Annotated in this window: 15 protein-coding genes and 1 pseudogene; 11 read left to right on the forward strand and 5 right to left on the reverse strand. The window is 67.6% G+C overall.

All coding sequences use genetic code 11. The annotated features are described in order from the left end of the window. The first annotated feature begins 180 nt into the window (after positions 1-180). Positions 181-1,215, forward strand: coding sequence for an AIR synthase family protein (locus ACJYUO_RS08030; RefSeq protein WP_494344870.1), 1,035 nt, complete (start codon positions 181-183; stop codon positions 1,213-1,215). A gap of 34 nt (positions 1,216-1,249) precedes the next feature. Here the strand turns inward: ACJYUO_RS08030 and ACJYUO_RS08035 are convergent, their stop codons facing one another. Together ACJYUO_RS08035 and ACJYUO_RS08040 are read right to left on the reverse strand one after the other, a co-directional pair. Then, entirely contained in the window at positions 1,250-1,603 is a 354-nt protein-coding gene (locus tag ACJYUO_RS08035) for a type II toxin-antitoxin system PemK/MazF family toxin (protein ID WP_494344871.1), read from the reverse strand. Positions 1,604-1,605: 2 nt separating this feature from the next. Continuing rightward, positions 1,606-1,878: an AbrB/MazE/SpoVT family DNA-binding domain-containing protein gene (locus ACJYUO_RS08040; RefSeq protein ID WP_494344872.1), complete on the reverse strand. Its 273-nt coding sequence runs from the start codon at positions 1,876-1,878 to the stop codon at positions 1,606-1,608. A 195-nt stretch (positions 1,879-2,073) separates the two neighbouring features. Between ACJYUO_RS08040 and thiD the strand changes: the two genes are divergently transcribed. The 7 genes from thiD to mutS all read left to right on the forward strand — a co-directional run bounded on the left by thiD (position 2,074) and on the right by mutS (position 10,327). After that, positions 2,074-3,435 carry a bifunctional hydroxymethylpyrimidine kinase/phosphomethylpyrimidine kinase gene (thiD, locus tag ACJYUO_RS08045; protein WP_494344873.1) on the forward strand — a complete coding sequence of 454 codons (1,362 nt, stop codon included), beginning with the start codon at positions 2,074-2,076 and terminating at the stop codon, positions 3,433-3,435. Continuing rightward, positions 3,432-4,424 carry a TIGR03560 family F420-dependent LLM class oxidoreductase gene (locus ACJYUO_RS08050; protein ID WP_494344874.1) on the forward strand — a complete coding sequence of 331 codons (993 nt, stop codon included), beginning with the start codon at positions 3,432-3,434 and terminating at the stop codon, positions 4,422-4,424. The genes thiD and ACJYUO_RS08050 overlap by 4 nt, the downstream gene beginning before the upstream one ends. Before the next feature lie 66 nt (positions 4,425-4,490). Next, positions 4,491-5,624, forward strand: a complete 1,134-nt coding sequence (locus ACJYUO_RS08055; RefSeq protein ID WP_494344875.1) for an ABC transporter ATP-binding protein — start codon at positions 4,491-4,493, stop codon at positions 5,622-5,624. Continuing rightward, on the forward strand, positions 5,621-6,433 hold the full coding sequence (locus tag ACJYUO_RS08060) for an ABC transporter permease (protein WP_494344876.1): 813 nt from the start codon (positions 5,621-5,623) through the stop codon (positions 6,431-6,433). The genes ACJYUO_RS08055 and ACJYUO_RS08060 overlap by 4 nt, the downstream gene beginning before the upstream one ends. A gap of 84 nt (positions 6,434-6,517) precedes the next feature. Continuing rightward, a complete protein-coding gene (locus tag ACJYUO_RS08065) occupies positions 6,518-6,763 on the forward strand; it encodes a DUF7861 family protein (protein ID WP_494344877.1) in 246 nt (81 codons plus the stop codon). Between the two features lie 48 nt (positions 6,764-6,811). Next, positions 6,812-7,135, forward strand: a complete 324-nt coding sequence (locus tag ACJYUO_RS08070) for a tRNA-binding protein (RefSeq protein WP_494344878.1) — start codon at positions 6,812-6,814, stop codon at positions 7,133-7,135. Between the two features lie 507 nt (positions 7,136-7,642). Continuing rightward, on the forward strand, positions 7,643-10,327 hold the full coding sequence (gene mutS / locus ACJYUO_RS08075) for a DNA mismatch repair protein MutS (protein ID WP_494344879.1): 2,685 nt from the start codon (positions 7,643-7,645) through the stop codon (positions 10,325-10,327). A 164-nt stretch (positions 10,328-10,491) separates the two neighbouring features. On the opposite strand, the pseudogene ACJYUO_RS08080 reads toward mutS, so the two are convergent. After that, a pseudogene (locus ACJYUO_RS08080) lies at positions 10,492-10,665 on the reverse strand (YihY/virulence factor BrkB family protein); the annotation flags it as partial. Continuing rightward, positions 10,656-10,793, reverse strand: a complete 138-nt coding sequence (locus tag ACJYUO_RS08085) for a hypothetical protein (RefSeq protein ID WP_494344880.1) — start codon at positions 10,791-10,793, stop codon at positions 10,656-10,658. The gene ACJYUO_RS08085 and the pseudogene ACJYUO_RS08080, both read right to left, overlap by 10 nt. 115 nt (positions 10,794-10,908) lie before the next feature. On the opposite strand from ACJYUO_RS08085, the gene ACJYUO_RS08090 reads away from it, so the two are divergent. Next, a complete protein-coding gene (locus ACJYUO_RS08090) occupies positions 10,909-11,709 on the forward strand; it encodes an SDR family NAD(P)-dependent oxidoreductase (protein ID WP_494344881.1) in 801 nt (266 codons plus the stop codon). A gap of 133 nt (positions 11,710-11,842) precedes the next feature. After that, a complete protein-coding gene (gene mutL, locus ACJYUO_RS08095) occupies positions 11,843-14,059 on the forward strand; it encodes a DNA mismatch repair endonuclease MutL (RefSeq protein ID WP_494344882.1) in 2,217 nt (738 codons plus the stop codon). A 69-nt stretch (positions 14,060-14,128) separates the two neighbouring features. Here the strand turns inward: mutL and ACJYUO_RS08100 are convergent, their stop codons facing one another. Further along, on the reverse strand, positions 14,129-15,451 hold the full coding sequence (locus tag ACJYUO_RS08100) for an MFS transporter (protein WP_494344883.1): 1,323 nt from the start codon (positions 15,449-15,451) through the stop codon (positions 14,129-14,131). Between the two features lie 195 nt (positions 15,452-15,646). Between ACJYUO_RS08100 and rtcA the strand changes: the two genes are divergently transcribed. Then, complete coding sequence (rtcA, locus tag ACJYUO_RS08105; RefSeq protein ID WP_494344884.1) at positions 15,647-16,714, forward strand: RNA 3'-terminal phosphate cyclase; 1,068 nt, start codon at positions 15,647-15,649, stop codon at positions 16,712-16,714. The last annotated feature ends 1 nt before the right edge of the window (position 16,715 follow it).

The raw sequence follows: 16,715 nt of genomic DNA on the forward strand, positions 1-16,715 counted from the left end.
AGTACGGGATCGTGATAATCACTTTTGCTTCATTATTAGGTAACATTTTGTTACCGCACGTGTTCGCCCGTCTGATATCCCAAATCGGCGATTCCGAATTCCGCGCTCACCACCTGCGCCCGGTAGCGATTACGGCGACGAATCACTACCGATAAGACGGCCGGCCGGAATCGTTCACCCGTGAGCGACCTCGGAAAAATCGATCGCGCGTTCTTCGACCGTCACGTCGCACCGAACCTCGGTGCCGACCGCGACGACGTCGCCGTCGGCCCGACCCACGGCGTCGATTTCGGCGTCCTCGATATCGGTGGGCAGGCGCTGGTCACCGCCACCGATCCGCTCTCGATCCTCCCCGCGATCGGCCTCGAGCGAGCGGCGCGGTTCGCCCTCGACCTCGTGCTCGCGGACGTGGCCGTCAGCGGCGTCGCCCCGTCGCATCTCTCGATCTGTTTTACCCTCCCCGAGGGGCTGACCGACGAGGAGTTCGCGACGGTCTGGGAGACGATCCACGCCGAGTGTGCCGACCTCGGTGTCGCCGTCGTGACGGGGCATACAGCCCGCTACTCCGATATTTCACACCCGTGGGTCGGCGCTGCGACCGCGATGGGCGTCGGCGACCACGACGACATCGTCCGCCCCGACGGTGCCCGTCCCGGCGACCGCCTTCTCTTGACCAACGGCCCGGCCGTCGAATCGGTCGGCCTCCTGACCACCCTCTTCGGCGACCAACTCGACCTTCCAGACGACGTGATCGCGGCCGGCCGGGACCGCCTCGAGGAGGTGTTTTCCGTCCGCGACGCCCTCACGGCGGCCGCGGCGGGTCCGGTGACGGCGATGCACGACGTGACCGAAGGCGGCCTCGCCGGCGCGTTGAACGAGATGGCCGACGGCGCGGGCGCTCGCTTTGCGGTCGACCGCGCGGCCGTCCCGATGCGCCCCGGCGTCCGCGAGGTCTGTGCCCACCTCGACATCGACCCGTGGGCGGCGACCAGTTGCGGCTCGCTGCTGCTCGCCGTCGACCCCGACGGCGTCGACGATGTGCGCACAGCGCTCGAGGACCGAGACACGCCGGTCGCCGAAATCGGCCGCGTCGAGGCTGCCGAAGACGGCGGAAGCGAAGTACTCGTCGACGGGAAGCGACTCGAGCACCCGTCCGTCGATCCCTCGTGGGACGCCTACGCCGCGTTGGCCGCCGCGGCGAGCGACGGCTCGTAATCACGGCCGTTCTCTCGCTGTTCGGTCCGACCGTTCAGACCTCGCGCAAGCCGAGGCTGTACTCGAGCGCGGTGTCGACCTCGTCCATCCGGTCGATCGGCACCGATCCGACGACGTCCGTGATCCGGTCGTCGATCGAGACGGTTCGAACCTGACTACAGAGCGCGACCGAGTCCTCGCGGAGGGCGCACTCGTCGGCGGGGATCAGCACTTCGAACGGATAGCGTTCGTCCCTGTAGGACGTGGTGAAGGGGACGACGATAGTCGTCGGGGCGTTCTCGTTGCCGACGTCGTTCTGGACGACGAGACAGGGTCTAGTCCCGCGCTGTTCGGAGCCGCGCGTGGGTTCGAGTTCGACGATGACGATGTCGCCGCGGCGGACGTACATCGTTACTCCTCCCAATCGGGCGCGTCGCCGAGGGAGGCGTTCGCTTCCCGCGAGGACCCCGCCATCTCCGCTTCGAGTTCGCGGTGGTGTTCGGCGCGGCGTCGATACCCCTCCGCGAGGTCCGCCCGCGATGTCGGTTTCTCGATGACGATCTTGTCACCCGCTTCGCGGATCGTCACTTCGTCACCGCCGCGGATATCGAACGCCTTTCGAAGCCGCTTTGGCAGCGTTACCTGCCCGCGATCGCCGACTTTCCGTGTTTCGGGTTCGGCCATACATATTCATATCATATCCATACTCATAACGCTGCCGTCCGGACTGCATATCGTCGTTCGAAACCGACCTCGACGAGACCGGCTGGTCCCTCTTCCGCCGACGGGTCCGTCTCGAGCCACCGTCGATCGCACTGCGGACAACTCTCAGCCTCGCTGACCATCATGGCTTAGTATAACCGGGGAATACGGGCCACCATGAGAACACCAGCACCCGAGAGCCGGCCGGTCGCGCTGACGATCGCCGGCAGCGACTCCGGCGGCGGCGCGGGGATTCAGGCCGACCTCGCGACGATGGCCGCCCACGGCGTCTTCGGCACATCGGCGATCACCGCTGTCACCGCCCAGCACACCCGCGGCGTCGAGTCCTCGTTCGTTCTCCCGATCGAGGAGATCGAGGCCCAGCTCGCAGCCGTTACCGACGACTTCGCGGTCGGCGCGGCCAAAACCGGGATGCTCGCGACGACCGAAGTCATCGAAACCGTCGCGAATCACGCCCACGAGTTCGACTTCCCGCTGGTGGTCGACCCCGTGATGGTCGCGACCTCCGGCGACCGCCTGCTCGAGCCCGAGGCCGAGCGCGCCTACGAGGACTTACTCGGCGCGGCGACGCTGGTGACGCCGAACGCCGACGAGGCCGAGGTGTTAACCGATATCGCGGTGACAGACGAGGAACGCGCCCGCGAGGCCGGCGAGGCGATCCTCGAGACCGGCGTCGATGCGGTTCTCATCAAGGGGGGTCACGTCCCCGGTGAGCAGGTTCAGGACGTCCTCGTCACCGACGCCACCGCTCGGACGTTTGAGCACCCCCGCGTCGACACCGACGCGACCCACGGCTCCGGCTGTGCCCTCGCCGCCGCGATCGCGGCCCGTCTTGCGAAGGGCGAACCGCTCGAAACGGCCGTCGAGGGCGCGACCGATTTCCTCGCTCGCGCGGTGCGGTACGCCTACGACGTGGGCGAGGGCCACGGCGCGGTCAACCACATGGCGTCGCTGCGAAACGAGGCCGCTCGAGAGCTGACCGCCGAGGAAGTGCAGGCCGTCGTCGACCGGTTCGTCGATGCCGACGCCTCGGCGCTGGTTCCCGAGGTCGGCATGAACGTCGTCGGCGCGACGCCCTACGCCGAATCCGTCGCCGAGACGGCCGCCGTCGAGGGCCGGATCACGCGGACGCTCTCCGGACTGCAGCCGAACCGCGGAGTCCGATTCGGGGCCTCGAGCCACATGGCCCGCTTTCTCCTCTCGGCGCGGGAGTTCGTCCCTGCCCTCCGATTCGCGGTCAACTGCCGGTTCGACGCGGCTGTGGAAGCGGCGCTCGAGGCCCTCGAGTGGTCGGTCGCGGAGTACGACCGCGGAGAACAACCCGATGCCGTCGCGGAGACCGAGGGCAGCACGATGGGTTGGGGTGCCCGACAGGCCTTCGCGGACCGCGACGAGCCGCCCGCGGCCGTCGTCGACCGCGGCGAAGTCGGGAAAGAAGCGCTCGTCAAACTCGTCGCCGAGGACCCGGAAACGCTTGCGGAGCGGACGCTGGCGCTCGAGGCGGAGGTAACCGAATGAGCGCCGCAGAACGCGACGCGGGCGACCTCGAGGTCGGCGTGATCCTCCCCCAGTACGGCACCGAGATCGGCACGGTGCGGGACACCGCCCTCGCGGCCGAGTCGCTCGGCTACGACGCGGTCTGGCTCGAGGACCACTTTCAGTCGTGGATCGGCGACCCGCGGCGAGCCACCCACGAGTGCTGGACGACCCTGAGCGCGGTCGCCTCGGCGACCGATCGGGTGCGGCTCGGCACGCTCGTCACGAGCCAGTCCTATCGTCATCCGGCGCTGCTCGCGAAGATGGCCGCGACGGTCGATCGGGTGAGCGACGGCCGGCTCGAGCTGGGGCTGGGCGGGGGCTGGTACGCCGAGGAGTACGACCGCTTTGGCTACGAGTTTCGGGAACCGCCGGCCGAACGGCTCCGCCGACTCGCCGAGACCGTCGAGATCCTGCGGGGACTCTGGACCGAAGAGACCTACAGTCACGCGGGCGACCACCTCGAGATCGACCTCGAAAACGCCTTCTGCGAACCGCAGCCGATCCAGGAACCCCACCCGCCGATCTGGATCGGTGGCGGGGGCGAGGAGTTCACGCTGCGCTACACCGCGGAACTGGCAGACGGCTGGAACTACGGCACGCTCGAGCCCGAGGGCTTTGCCGACAAACTCGACGTGCTGCGAGCGCACTGCGAGAGCGAGGCTCGGTTCGACGAGATCCGTAAATCCGCCGAACTGTTCGCCTTCGTCGGCGAGACGACCGCGGCTGCCGAGGCCAAACGCGAGGCCTTCCGCGACGAGTTCCTGCCCGCGGACGGCCCGAGCGAGCCCCGCGAGTTCTTCCTCACGGGCTATCTCGAGACGGCCCCCACCGGAACGCCGGCCGAAGTCCGCGATCGGCTCGCCGACTACGCCGACGTTGGCATCGAGGAGGTCATGCTCGCGGTTCCGGACGCGGCCGACGACGGCGGCGAGAGTTTGGCATTGCTGGCCGACGCGCTCATCGACTGACCTCGAGGCTGATTCGCTGCTGGAACGACCGCGCATTTTTGTAGCCAGACTACTTAAAATAGCACTATGGATTCGCGAGAAAACGCCGGGGCGGCGAGCGTGACGGACGCCGTGGCTGCGTTCAGCGAGGAGGCTGACGCAGTCCTCGGCGACGATGCGGCGGATACCGATCGGGATTCCGCGGCGAGACGAACAGCCACCGCCACTCGACCGGCAACCAGCGAACCCTCGGCGGCCGACGAGCGCGACATCGCCGTCTCCGTCACCGGACTATCCAAGCGATTCGGTGAGGGCGACACGGCGGTCACCGCCGTCGACAACGTGAGTTTCGACATCGAGACCGGCTCGATCGTGGGTCTGCTGGGACCGAACGGGGCCGGCAAGACGACGCTCATCAAGTCGATCCTCGGCATGGTGGTGCCGGACGCAGGCACCGTTCGAATCCGCAACATCGACCTCGAGGAGCGACCGCGGGAGGCCTACGGGGCCGTCGACGCGATGCTCGAGGGCGCGCGAAACGACTACTGGCGGCTGACCGTCCGCGAGAACCTCCGCTATTTCGCCACGATCGGCGGCGTCGATCCGAACTCGGTCCGCGACCGCCACGACCGGCTGCTGGCTCAACTCGACCTCGAGGCGAAAGCGGACGTCCCGGTCCGGGGTCTCTCCCGCGGGATGAAACAGAAGGTGTCGCTGGCGAGCGTCCTCGCCGGCGGCGCGGACGTCGTCTTCCTCGACGAGCCCACGCTGGGGCTGGACGTCGAGAGCTCCCGGACGCTCCAGCGGGAACTGCGCCGGCTCGCCGCGGAGGAGGGTCTCACGGTCGTCCTCAGCAGCCACGATATGGACGTCGTCGAGACGGTCTGTGACCGCGTCCTGATCATGTCCAACGGGGCGATCGTCGCGGACGACACCGTCGAGGCGCTGCTTTCCGACACGGACCGCCACTGCGTTCGGATCACGAGCAGGGACATCGACGCAGCGCTCGTCTCCCGACTCCGCCGGCGGTTCGACGCAGTCGAGGCAGAACCGCGCGACCGCGGCCATCGGATCGAGGTCGTGACCGACAGCGACGGCCTCTACGACCTGCTGGCGACGCTCCGCGACGCCGACGTGACCCTCGAGCGCGTCCGGACGATCGAACCCGACCTGGAGGACGTCTTCGTCGATCTGACGGCCGGCGACCGGGGTGAGCGATGAGCGCCGGTCGATCCGACGCGGTCGGGACGCCGCGGCCGGCCGGCTACTATCACCTCGCGCGGGCCGTCCTCTACCGCGAGTACCTGCTCTTCGTCCGTTACCCCGCAAACGCCGTCGGCGGGCTCGTCATCTCGGTGTTCTTTTTCGGCCTCCTGTTCTACGGCGGCCGGGCGGTCGCCGGGCAGGCCCTGACCGACTCCATCGAGGGGATCATCGTCGGTTACTTCCTGTGGTCGCTCTCGGTCGGCGCGTACTCCTCGATCTCGAACGATATCGGGAGCGAAGTGCAGTGGGGGACCCTCGAGCGCCACGTCATGTCGCCCTTTGGCTTTACCCCCGTCGTCCTGCTGAAGGGGCTCGCCAAGATCGTCCGATCGTTTCTCACCTCAGCGGTGTTGCTGGCGGTGATGCTCGTTATCACCGGAACGGGCCTCGAGTTGAACCTCGTGACGACCGTCGTCGTCGCGACGCTCAGCATCGTCTCGGTGCTTGGCCTCGGGTTGGCCGCGGGCGGAGTGACTGTCCTCTATAAGCAGATCGGCAACTGGCTCAACCTGCTTCAGTTCGGCTTCATCGTGTTGATCTCCGCGCCCGCCTTCGACCTCGGCTGGCTGCGGTGGCTCCCGCTCGCGCAGGGCAGCGCGCTCCTCCAGCGGACGATGATCGACGGCGTCCGGATCTGGGAGTTCCCGCCGGCGGAACTCGGCATCCTGCTCGCGGTCGCCGTGGGCTACTTTGCGGCCGGCTACGCGGTCTTCCAGTACGCGACCCGCCGGGCGAGACGGCTCGGCGTCCTCGGGGATTATTGACCTGCTTCCGCCTCGTACCCGACCGGCTTCGTCCGGACCCGTCGCGCCGCCAGATTCACCCCCTCGGCACCCGTTCGGGCCGGTATGGCCCACGACAGGATTCACGCGCGCAAGCCGACCCACGACCTCGAGCGGTGGTCCGTCGGGACGATCAAGGTCGTCGACCGGCGGGACGGCCACGCCGTCTTCGAGGTGACGACCGAGGACGACGAGTCGATCGAACTCGTCGTGACGATCGCAATCCGCGATCTCGTCCTCCGCAGGCTCGACCTCGCAGCCGACGAGTCGCCGATCGGTGCCCGGGTCTGGTACCGGACACGCGGCGGCTGACACGCGAGAACCGATACCTAATTTTCGGTGGGGGTGCTATCCCGGCGCATGGTCGAGAGTCCGTTCGACGCGAGTATCGAAGTCGGCGAAGTGATCGACGCCGAACCGTTCCCCGAAGCGGAGAAGCCGGAGATGACAAAGCTCTGGATCGACCTCGGCGACGAGGAGATCCAGTCGGCCGCACAACTCGACTACCACTACGACGCCGCCGACCTCGAGGGCCGACAGGTGCTGTGTGCGACGAATCTCGGCTCGGTGCGGATCGCCGGCTTCAAATCCGAGGCGCTGACCGTCGGCGTCCCCGGCGAGGAGGGGTATCCCGTGTTGGTCTCGCCCGACGAGGACGTGCCGCTGGGCGGACCGTTGTACTGATCCGGGCTCGAGGGGTCGTTCGACTGCCTCGCTCGTCCGCCCCGCCGGCCCCGCCTGCTGGCTGACCCAATCGACCTGATTCCGCCGCTGAAACCGGTTTAACGAGATAATAAGTATAGTCACGGGGAGCCACGGAACAGACGTGGCGAGGCGGGGCAGATCCGGTCGTTGCCAATCCGACCCGTCTGATCATCCGAGACATCATCGCCCCGCTCGCCACGGATCGGATATCGTTCACCCGTTGACCCCTCCCCTCTCGATTCCGATCCTCCACCACCTATAGTAGCCACTGAAACGATTCACACACTGATCGCGACGCAGTCGTGCGATTAGGTGTGCACTGACTTTCAGTGGCTACTATACCACAGCGCCGAACCCATTCGACGTCGGCTTCCGGCCGACGTTTTCCGACCGACTGCTCCCGCTGAGCGACGGCTCTCATTGCCGAGCGACCACTTCCACCGCGGATCCCGCAGGGTTTTTGCGATGGAAGGACAGTCACCGGATATGACCGAGGCGACGGGTATCGTCGGAGAGTTCTTCTCGCTGAAGGAGGGAACCGACGCCGAGCTACTGGCGATGCAGTGTGGCGACTTCTACGAATTCTTCGGCGAGGACGCCGAGACCGTCAGCGAGGAACTCGATCTCAAAGTCTCCCAGAAGTCCTCTCACGGCTCGTCGTATCCCATGGCCGGCGTGCCGGTCGACGACCTGACGCCCTACCTCAAGGCCTTAGTCGAGCGCGGCTACCGCGTCGCCGTCGCCGACCAGTACGAGACCGACTCCGGCCACGCCCGCGAGATCGTCCGCGTCGTGACCCCCGGAACCCTGCTCGAGACCAGCGACGCCGACGCGCAGTACCTCGCGGCGGTCGTCGACGGCGGTGACGACGCCTACGGGCTCGCGTTCGCGGACGTGACGACCGGCCGATTCCTCGTGGCGGCGGCCGACGACGCCGACGATGCGCTGACGGAGTTGTACCGGTTCGACCCGGTCGAAGTGCTGCCAGGGCCCGACGTTCGGGCGGACGACGAGCTACTGAATCAGGTCCGCGATCGTATCGGCGCGACGCTCACGCTCCACGAGACCGAAGCCTTCGCGCCCAAGCGGGCGAAACACGGGGTTCGCGAGCAGTTCGGCGCGGAGACCGTCGACCGACTGTCGGTCGGGGAGCCGACGATCGCCGCGGCCGGCGCGATCCTCTCCTACGTCGAGGAGACCGGTGCGGGCGTCCTCGCCTCGATGACCCGCATTCAGGCCCACCACGGCGACGACCACGTCACGCTGGACGCGACCACCCAGCGCAACTTAGAGCTCACCGAGACCATGCAGGGCGAGCGCGACGGCTCGCTGTTCGCGACGATCGATCACACCGAGACCAGCGCCGGCGGCCGCCTGCTCAAAGAGTGGCTCCAGCGCCCGCGGCGCTCGCTCGAGACGCTCGAACAACGCCAGGAGTCCGTCGCCGCGCTCTCGACGGCGGCGCTCGCCCGCGACGAGCTACAGGACGCCCTCGGCGAGGCCTACGATCTGGCGCGGCTGGCCTCGAAGGCGACTCACGGTAGCGCGGACGCGCGGGACCTGCTCGCGGTCCAGGATACGCTGGCGGTCCTGCCCGAACTGGCCGATAGCATCGCGTCGAACCCGGATCTCGCCGACTCGCCGCTTTCGGAAATCGTCGATCGGCCGGATCGGGACGCCGCGCGAGAGCTTCGGGAGACCCTCTCGGCGGCCATCGCCGAGGAACCGCCCTCGACGGTGACACAGGGAGAACTCCTCCAGCGGGGGTACGACGACGACCTCGACGAGGTGATCGAGCGCCACGAGGCGATCAAGGAGTGGCTCGATACCCTCGCCGAGCGCGAGAAGGGCCAGTACGGCCTCTCGCACGTCACCGTCGACCGGAACAAGACCGACGGCTACTACATCCAGGTTGGCAAGTCCGCCGCCGACGGCGTTCCGGACCACTACGAGGAGATCAAGACGCTCAAAAACTCAAAGCGGTTCACCACCGACGAACTCGAGGAGAAAGAACGCGAAATCCTGCGGTTCGAGGAACGGCGCGGGGAACTCGAGTACGAACTCTTCGAGGAACTCCGCGACGAGGTCGCCGCGCGGGCCGAACTGCTACAGGACGTCGGCCGGGCGCTGGCGACCGTCGACGCGCTCGCGAGTCTGGCCACTCACGCGGCCGAGAACCGGTGGGTCAAACCGGACCTGCACCGCGGCGATCGACTCACGCTCGAGCAGGGCCGGCACCCGGTCGTCGAGCAGACGACCGAATTCGTCCCGAACGACGTGCGGATGGATGAAGATCGCGGCTTCCTCGTCGTCACCGGGCCCAACATGTCCGGCAAATCGACGTACATGCGACAGGTCGCCTGTATCGTCTTGCTCGCACAGGTCGGAAGTTTCGTCCCGGCGAAGGAGGCCGAAATCGGCCTCGTCGACGGCATCTTCACCCGCGTCGGCGCGTTAGACGAACTCGCGCAGGGTCGGTCGACGTTCATGGTCGAGATGAGCGAACTCTCGAACATCCTCCACACCGCGACCGAGGAGTCGCTGGTCATCTTAGACGAGGTCGGCCGCGGGACCGCGACCTACGACGGGATCTCGATCGCGTGGGCGGCGACGGAGTACCTGCACAACGAGGTGCAGGCGAAGACTCTCTTTGCCACACACTACCACGAACTGACCGGGCTCGCGGAGAACCTCCCCCGGGTCGCAAACGTCCACGTCGCGGCGGACGAACGCGACGGCGAGGTAACCTTCCTCCGGACGGTCCGGGACGGCCCGACCGACCGGTCTTACGGGATCCACGTCGCCGACCTCGCGGGCGTTCCGGATCCGGTCGTCGACCGCTCGAGAGACGTTTTGGAGCGCCTGCGCGAGGAGAAGGCCATCGAGGCCAAGGGCGGGACCGCGAGCGAGCCGGTCCAGGCGGTCTTCGATCTGGGGAGCGGGACGATGCAGACACAGAGTGAGGCTGAATCACAGGCGCGAACGCAAACGGCGACGACCGACGGTGGTCCAGCGGAGGCCGACGCCGCAGACGCGGCGATCGACCCCCAGACTGAAGCCGTCCTCGCGGACCTCGAGTCGCTCGACGTGAACACGACACCGCCGATCGAACTCGTCTCGAAGGTACAGCAGCTACAGGAGCGACTCGAGGACACTCCCTCATCTGAGTGACGCGTTGATACACCGTCTTTCCGGTGAATAATCGCCGGTCGACGGCGGGGTGAGCGATCCGACACGCGGACCGAACCCGCCGATTCACATCCGTCGCTCTCGCCGGCACTGCGTTCGGGTCTCTTGTCTCCGACCACCACGTTGACCGCCGCACCGACCAGCAGGCCGAACGCGGTGCCGTAGAGCCAGCCGACGGGCAGGATGACCGCACCGAACGTGTCGTCGGTCCCGACAGTGTTGACCAGGTCCGTATAACTCCCGAACAGCGCCTCGAGGACGACCCAGCCCGCGGCGGCGATGACGATCCCCGGGAGAACCTCGCGCACTGCTACGTCCACATCGGGGAAGACGTAGTAAACGGGAAATACGCGACGATGAGCCCGCAGAACAAGGCGATCGGGGTCAGCGCCACGATGGCGGGATGATCGATCGTCGCCAGCGTCGCCGTCGTGAGGGTCGTTCCCACGGTGGCGACCGCGACACCGAAGACGACGGCTCAATCGGCGCTGATCGACGGCGACAGCGACGCTATCCGAGAGCCATCGGAAGCGTTTTGAAACGCTGGGTTGCCCGTTAGCACGATGCACGAAGCAGACTTCGACGTCGCGGGGAAGACCGCGGTCGTCACCGGTGCGAGCCAGGGAATCGGGCAGGCGACCGCGGAGACGCTCGCGGCCAGCGGTGCGGACGTAGCGATCTGTTCGCGCTCGATGGATCGCGTCGGACCGGTCGCCGAGGGGATCGCCGATGACCCGGATGCGGGCGACGCGATCGCCGTCGAGTGCAACGTCCGCGAACGCGAGCAGGTCCAGAATCTGGTCGACGAGACGGTCGACGAGTTCGGCGACATCGATATCCTCGTCAATAACGCCGGCGGGGAGTTCGTCGCGCCGTTCGAGGACATCTCCGCGAACGGCTGGAAGACGATCGTCGACCTCAACCTGAACAGCACGGTCCACTGTACGCAACTCGCCGGCGAGGTCATGCGCGAGGGGTCGGGCGGCGTCATCATCAACCTCTCGAGCGTGAACGGCCAGCACGCGGCTCCGGGCGAGAGCCACTACGGCGCGTCGAAGGCGGCGATTATCCGCCTGACCGAGACGCTGGCCGTCGAGTGGGCCGAAGACGGCATCCGCGTCAACTGCGTCGCGCCCGGCCTGATCCAGACCCCCGGCGTCGCCGAGACGCTCGGTATCGACAGCGAGGACATGCCGTCCCGCGAGGAGACCGACCGCCGCATCGGCCACGCAGAAGAGATCGCCGACGTAGTGCAGTTCCTCTCGAGCCCCGCTGCCTCCTTCATGAACGGCGAGACGGTGACGGCAAAGGGCGTCCCGCGGGCCGGCAACTCGATGTCGCAGGATTTGGGCCTCGAGGACTGACGACGGGCTCGGACGAGTCCGCCCCCGGACGTGACGAGTCCACCGGGACGTAAGACCTAACCAGTCGCCTTCTGTACGGCTATTCAGCACATCTGGCGTCGAATGAGTCCCGACGCTGAATCAGCGAACCATCATGAGCGACGAGAGCACACAACCACAGGACGATACCGGCATCCGCCGGCTGGACGAGGACACCGTCGCCCGCATCGCCGCCGGCGAGGTCGTCGAGCGACCCGCCAGCGCGGTCAAGGAACTCGTCGAGAACAGTCTCGACGCCGACGCGGACAGCGTCGACGTTACCGTCGAGGACGGCGGAACCGAACTGATCCGCGTCGCCGACGACGGCCGCGGGATGAGCGAGGCCGACCTCCGGGCGGCCGTTCGCGAGCACACGACGAGCAAGATCGACGGCCTCGAGGACCTCGAGTCCGGCGTCGCGACACTCGGATTCCGGGGCGAGGCCTTACACACCATCGGCTCGGTCTCGCGAATGACGATCCGCTCGCGACCCCGCGAGGCCGAGGGCGCGGGCACCGAACTCGTCTACGAAGGCGGTAAGGTGACCGGCGTCGAGCCGACCGGCTGCCCGGCCGGGACCACCGTCGAGATCGAGGACCTGTTCTACAACACCCCCGCTCGCCGGAAGTTCCTCAAGACGACGGCGACGGAATTCGCCCACGTCAACCGCGTCGTCACCCGCTACGCGCTCGCAAATCCTGACGTGGCCGTCACGCTGACCCACGACGGCCGCGAGGTGTTCTCGACGACGGGACAGGGCGACCTGCAGGCCGCCGTGCTGTCGGTCTACGGCCGCGATGTCGCCTCGGCGATGATCCCCGTCGAGGCCAGCGGCGACGAACTTCCACCGGGGCCGCTCGAGTCCGTCTCGGGGCTCGTCTCCCACCCCGAAACGAACCGCTCGAGTCGAGATTATCTCGCGACCTACGTGAACGGTCGCGCCGTCACGGCCGACGCCGTCCGCGAGGGGATCATGGGCGCTTACGGCACTCAACTGGGCGGTGACCGCTACCCCTTCGTCACGCTCTTTCTCGCGGTGCCCGGCGACGCAGTCGACGTGAACGTCCACCCCAGAAAGCGAGAGGTCCGCTTCGACGACGACGACGCGGTCCGCCGGCAGGTAGATGCCGCGGTCGAGAGCGCGCTGCTCGAGCACGGACTGCTCCGGTCTCGGGCACCGCGGGGCCGTTCGGCACCCGGCGAGGCGCGAGTCGACCCCGGCGATCGGCGCGGAGCCGAGAGCGGGACTGATTCGTCGGGCGAGACCGCGACGCTCGAGTCCAGTGTCGAGACCACCTCGGAGACCGAGGAATACGCCGCCGAAGCGGACGAGGGGCGATCGATGATCGAGTCCGCGAACGCGGGGACGGGTGCGGCGACGGACTCGAGCGGCACGGACGCCGCCGGTAGGCCGGCTGCCTCGGATACTGATGCCGCCGGGAGCGGCTCGGAGACCGCTGCCAACGGCTGGTCCTCGAGTCCGCAATCGCACTCGAGCGGCGCGGATCGGGACTCGACGGCCGCGACGGAGACGAACGCTGACGCGGCCGGGAGCGCGACACCCGAGTCGACCGAGATGGGAACGGACTCGAGTCGGTGCGATTCGAATCCCGAAGCCGGCTCGGCGGTAGATCGCGACCGCGACCCCGAGCACAAGTTCGCCGCCGCCACCGAACAGCGGACGCTGACGGGCGAGGTCGCGACGGGCGGGGAGACCGAGTTCGACTCGCTGCCCTCGCTGCGGGTCCTCGGACAGCTTCGCGATACCTATCTGGTCTGTGAGACGCCCGACGGGCTCGTCCTGATCGATCAGCACGCCGCCGACGAGCGGGTCAACTACGAGCGCCTGCAGGCCGCCGTCGCGGACGACCCGACCGCACAGGCCCTCGCCGAACCCGTCGACCTCGAGTTGACCGCGGTCGAGGCGGAAGCCTTCGAACACTACAGCGAGGCGCTCTCCCGGCTGGGCTTCTACGCCGACCGGGTCGACGACCGAACGGTCGCCGTGACGACCGTGCCCGCGGTGTTCGCCGAGACCCTCGAGCCCGAGCGCCTGCGAGATGTTCTCACCTCGTTCGTCGAGGGCGACCGCGAGGCGGGCGCGGAGACGGTCGACGCGCTGGCCGACGAGTTCCTCGGCGATCTGGCCTGCTATCCGTCGATCACGGGGAACACGTCGCTGACGGAGGGGTCGGTGATCGACCTGCTGTCGGCGTTAGACGACTGCGAGAACCCCTATTCCTGTCCGCACGGCCGGCCGGTGATCGTCCGGTTCGACGAGCGCGAGATCGAAGATCGGTTCGAGCGGGACTATCCCGGGCACGGCGGGTAGTCGGCTCGAGGCTCATTGCGGTTCAAGATCGTGCTGCAGCGATCGTCTCCGAGGGCGCGCTGTAGTCCGTTATTCGCCGCTCGTAGTGCGAATGCCCGCGCTCTCTGACTCCGGATCCCCTGCGGGAGCGGCCCGATAGAGCCAGAGCGTACAGCAGAAGGCGATCATCCCGGCGACGGTCGCGATGGCGAACGCGATTCGGTAACCCGTCTCCGTATAGACTCGGACGCCGCCGACGAGGTCGCCGGTCCAGTAGGCGTCGAGGGCCCACCCCATCACCGTCGGCAGGACCGCCGCTCCGAAGAAGGCCGCCGCGTTGACCGTCCCCGTCGAAATACCGCTCGCGCTGCTTGGATGCCGTTCTTTGACGACCGAGTAGCTGAGGACGAACGCCCCCAACATGATCCCAGTCAGCAGAAATACGGCACCGACGACCGGCAGCGGCGGATTCCCGACGACCGCGATCAGGGCGAGACAGCAGACGTAACACGCGCCACCGGCGACCATCAGTCCGATCCTGCTGCCGAGTCGATCGGACAGCCAGCCGATCGCGGGCGGGCCGACCATCAGGCCGACGCCGCCGAGCAGGGTGAGCGTGGACGCGTACGTCACCGAGACGTCGTAGGTCTGGACGACGTAGGGCACTCCCCAGAGCCCGAAGAGCGTGATGTTCACGCCGGTCGAACAGAACGCCATGATACTGCTAACCCAGACCCACCGGTCTCGAAGCACGGCCGAGAGGTGGGCCTCGAGCTGCGCAGTCGTAAGCGGCTGCTGTCCGGGAACACCCTCGATTCGTTCGAACCCGGCGTCAACGGGTGAGTCGCGGACGAGCGCGAACACGAGGGCCCCCATTGCGAAGCCGAGGACCCCGAGCGCGCCGACCGTCGATCGCCAGCCGAACGCCGTGACTGCGAGCGCGAGCGGCGTCGCCGCGAAGACGCCGCCGAAGCCGGAGACGGCGAAGCTAATGCCGCTCATCGTCGCGAACTCGTCGGCGCGGTACCAGTTCGCACAGAACCGGAGAATGCAGACGAAGATCACGCTCCCACCGAAGCCGATAAGCCCGCGCGCGAGAATCGCCGCGGAGTAGCTCTCCGCCAGCGAGAACCAGATGACGCCGACGTTCATCGCCACTGCACCGGCCGTGGCGGTCAGTCGAGGGCCGATCCGATCGGCGAGGATCCCCGACGGGATCTGCATCACGGCGTACACCCAAAAGAAGACGGCGTGGAGCGTCCCGAGCTGTGCGCCGGTCGTCCCGAACGCCGTCATGAGGTCCTCGGAGAGGACCGCCGTCGAGAGGCGGCTGGTGTTCATGAGCAAGAAGAGCAGCCCCATCGTCGCCCAGAGGAGCCACCGCCGCCGGAACGGATCGCGCCAGAGTCGCATGTCGCTCGAATTGGCCTCCCGGAGCATCGAAAAGGTTCGCCATCCGGAAACGGACAGGGGGATCGATCTCGGTGAGCGGACCCTACAGCCCGTCGATATCCTTTTGCCGAGTCCTCGAGGCCGAGGACCCTCCGCGAGTCATCGAGACGAACCGACGCCGGCAGTGGTAGGTGACTCGAGGCAGAACCCCCATACATGACGACCCCGCGCGAACTCGACGGCTCGAGCGCCGGCGGCCAGTTCGTCCGGACCGCGCTCGCCCTGTCGGTCCTCGAGAACGAACCGGTTCGATTCGAACACGTCCGCGGCGACCGGTCGACGCCCGGGCTCCGCCACCAGCATCTGGCGGTCCTCGAGACGATGGCCGAACTCTGCGACGCCGACGTCTCGGGCGACGAACTCGGCTCGGAGACGATCGAGTTCGATCCGAGGCTCGAGCCCGATGCTGCTGGCGGCCGACTCGAGGGCGGCAGCTACGCCGTCGATATCGGGACTGCAGGCAGCGCGACGCTGTTGTTCAACGCCCTCCTGCCGCTGGCGACGATCCTCGAGTCCCCGCTCTCGGTGACGGTCACCGGCGGGACGGACGTGGCGTGGTCGCCGCCGCTCGACTACCTCCGCTATGTCGAACTCCCGCTGCTCCGCCGGTTCGGCGTCGACGCCGCCTGCGAGGTCGACCGCCGCGGATTCTATCCCGACGGCGGCGGGACCGCGACGCTTCGGCTCGCCCCCTCGAGCCTCGAGCCGAACGACCTCACCGAACGGGGGCCGCTCGAGGGGTTCCGGCTCTACACAACCGAGTCGGAATCGCTGGCCGACCGCGATGTCGCATATCGACAGGCCGAAGGCGCGCTCGAGCGGCTGAACCCCGAGCCCGATCTCGAACTGACTGAACGGTGCGAGACGACGGCGGCGAGCCCCTCGCCCGGCTCTGCGCTGGTGCTCCGCATCGATCACGGGACCGGTGTCGCCGGCTTTTCGGCCCTCGGGGAGCGCGGCAAGCCCGCCGAGCGAGTCGGCGAAGACGCCGCCGACGCGGCGAACCGCTTTCTCGAGGGGGCGGCCCCGGTCGATCGGCACATGGCAGACCAGTTGCTCGCCTTTCTCGCCCTCGCCGGCGGACGGGTGCGGATTCCCGCCGTGACCGACCACGTCGAGACGCGGTGTGCGCTGCTCGAGGAGTTCGGAGTCGACGTGGGGCTCGAGCGTGAGGATGAGACGGCGGCGGTGTCGGTCGCGTCGCCGTTGGACGCGGGTCAGTAGT

The sequence above is a fragment of the Natrinema sp. CRL1 genome (genome assembly GCF_059162405.1).

Excerpts from the sequence above, each read along its gene's own strand:
- ACJYUO_RS08035 (WP_494344871.1), bottom strand. The coding sequence starts at position 1,603 with ATGTACGTCCGCCGCGGCGACATCGTCATCGTCGAACTCGAACCCACG.
- ACJYUO_RS08040 (WP_494344872.1), bottom strand. The coding sequence starts at position 1,878 with ATGGCCGAACCCGAAACACGGAAAGTCGGCGATCGCGGGCAGGTAACG.
- thiD (WP_494344873.1), top strand. The coding sequence starts at position 2,074 with ATGAGAACACCAGCACCCGAGAGCCGGCCGGTCGCGCTGACGATCGCC.
- ACJYUO_RS08050 (WP_494344874.1), top strand. The coding sequence starts at position 3,432 with ATGAGCGCCGCAGAACGCGACGCGGGCGACCTCGAGGTCGGCGTGATC.
- ACJYUO_RS08055 (WP_494344875.1), top strand. The coding sequence starts at position 4,491 with ATGGATTCGCGAGAAAACGCCGGGGCGGCGAGCGTGACGGACGCCGTG.
- ACJYUO_RS08060 (WP_494344876.1), top strand. The coding sequence starts at position 5,621 with ATGAGCGCCGGTCGATCCGACGCGGTCGGGACGCCGCGGCCGGCCGGC.
- ACJYUO_RS08065 (WP_494344877.1), top strand. The coding sequence starts at position 6,518 with ATGGCCCACGACAGGATTCACGCGCGCAAGCCGACCCACGACCTCGAG.
- ACJYUO_RS08070 (WP_494344878.1), top strand. The coding sequence starts at position 6,812 with ATGGTCGAGAGTCCGTTCGACGCGAGTATCGAAGTCGGCGAAGTGATC.
- mutS (WP_494344879.1), top strand. The coding sequence starts at position 7,643 with ATGACCGAGGCGACGGGTATCGTCGGAGAGTTCTTCTCGCTGAAGGAG.
- ACJYUO_RS08090 (WP_494344881.1), top strand. The coding sequence starts at position 10,909 with ATGCACGAAGCAGACTTCGACGTCGCGGGGAAGACCGCGGTCGTCACC.
- mutL (WP_494344882.1), top strand. The coding sequence starts at position 11,843 with ATGAGCGACGAGAGCACACAACCACAGGACGATACCGGCATCCGCCGG.
- ACJYUO_RS08100 (WP_494344883.1), bottom strand. The coding sequence starts at position 15,451 with ATGCGACTCTGGCGCGATCCGTTCCGGCGGCGGTGGCTCCTCTGGGCG.
- rtcA (WP_494344884.1), top strand. The coding sequence starts at position 15,647 with ATGACGACCCCGCGCGAACTCGACGGCTCGAGCGCCGGCGGCCAGTTC.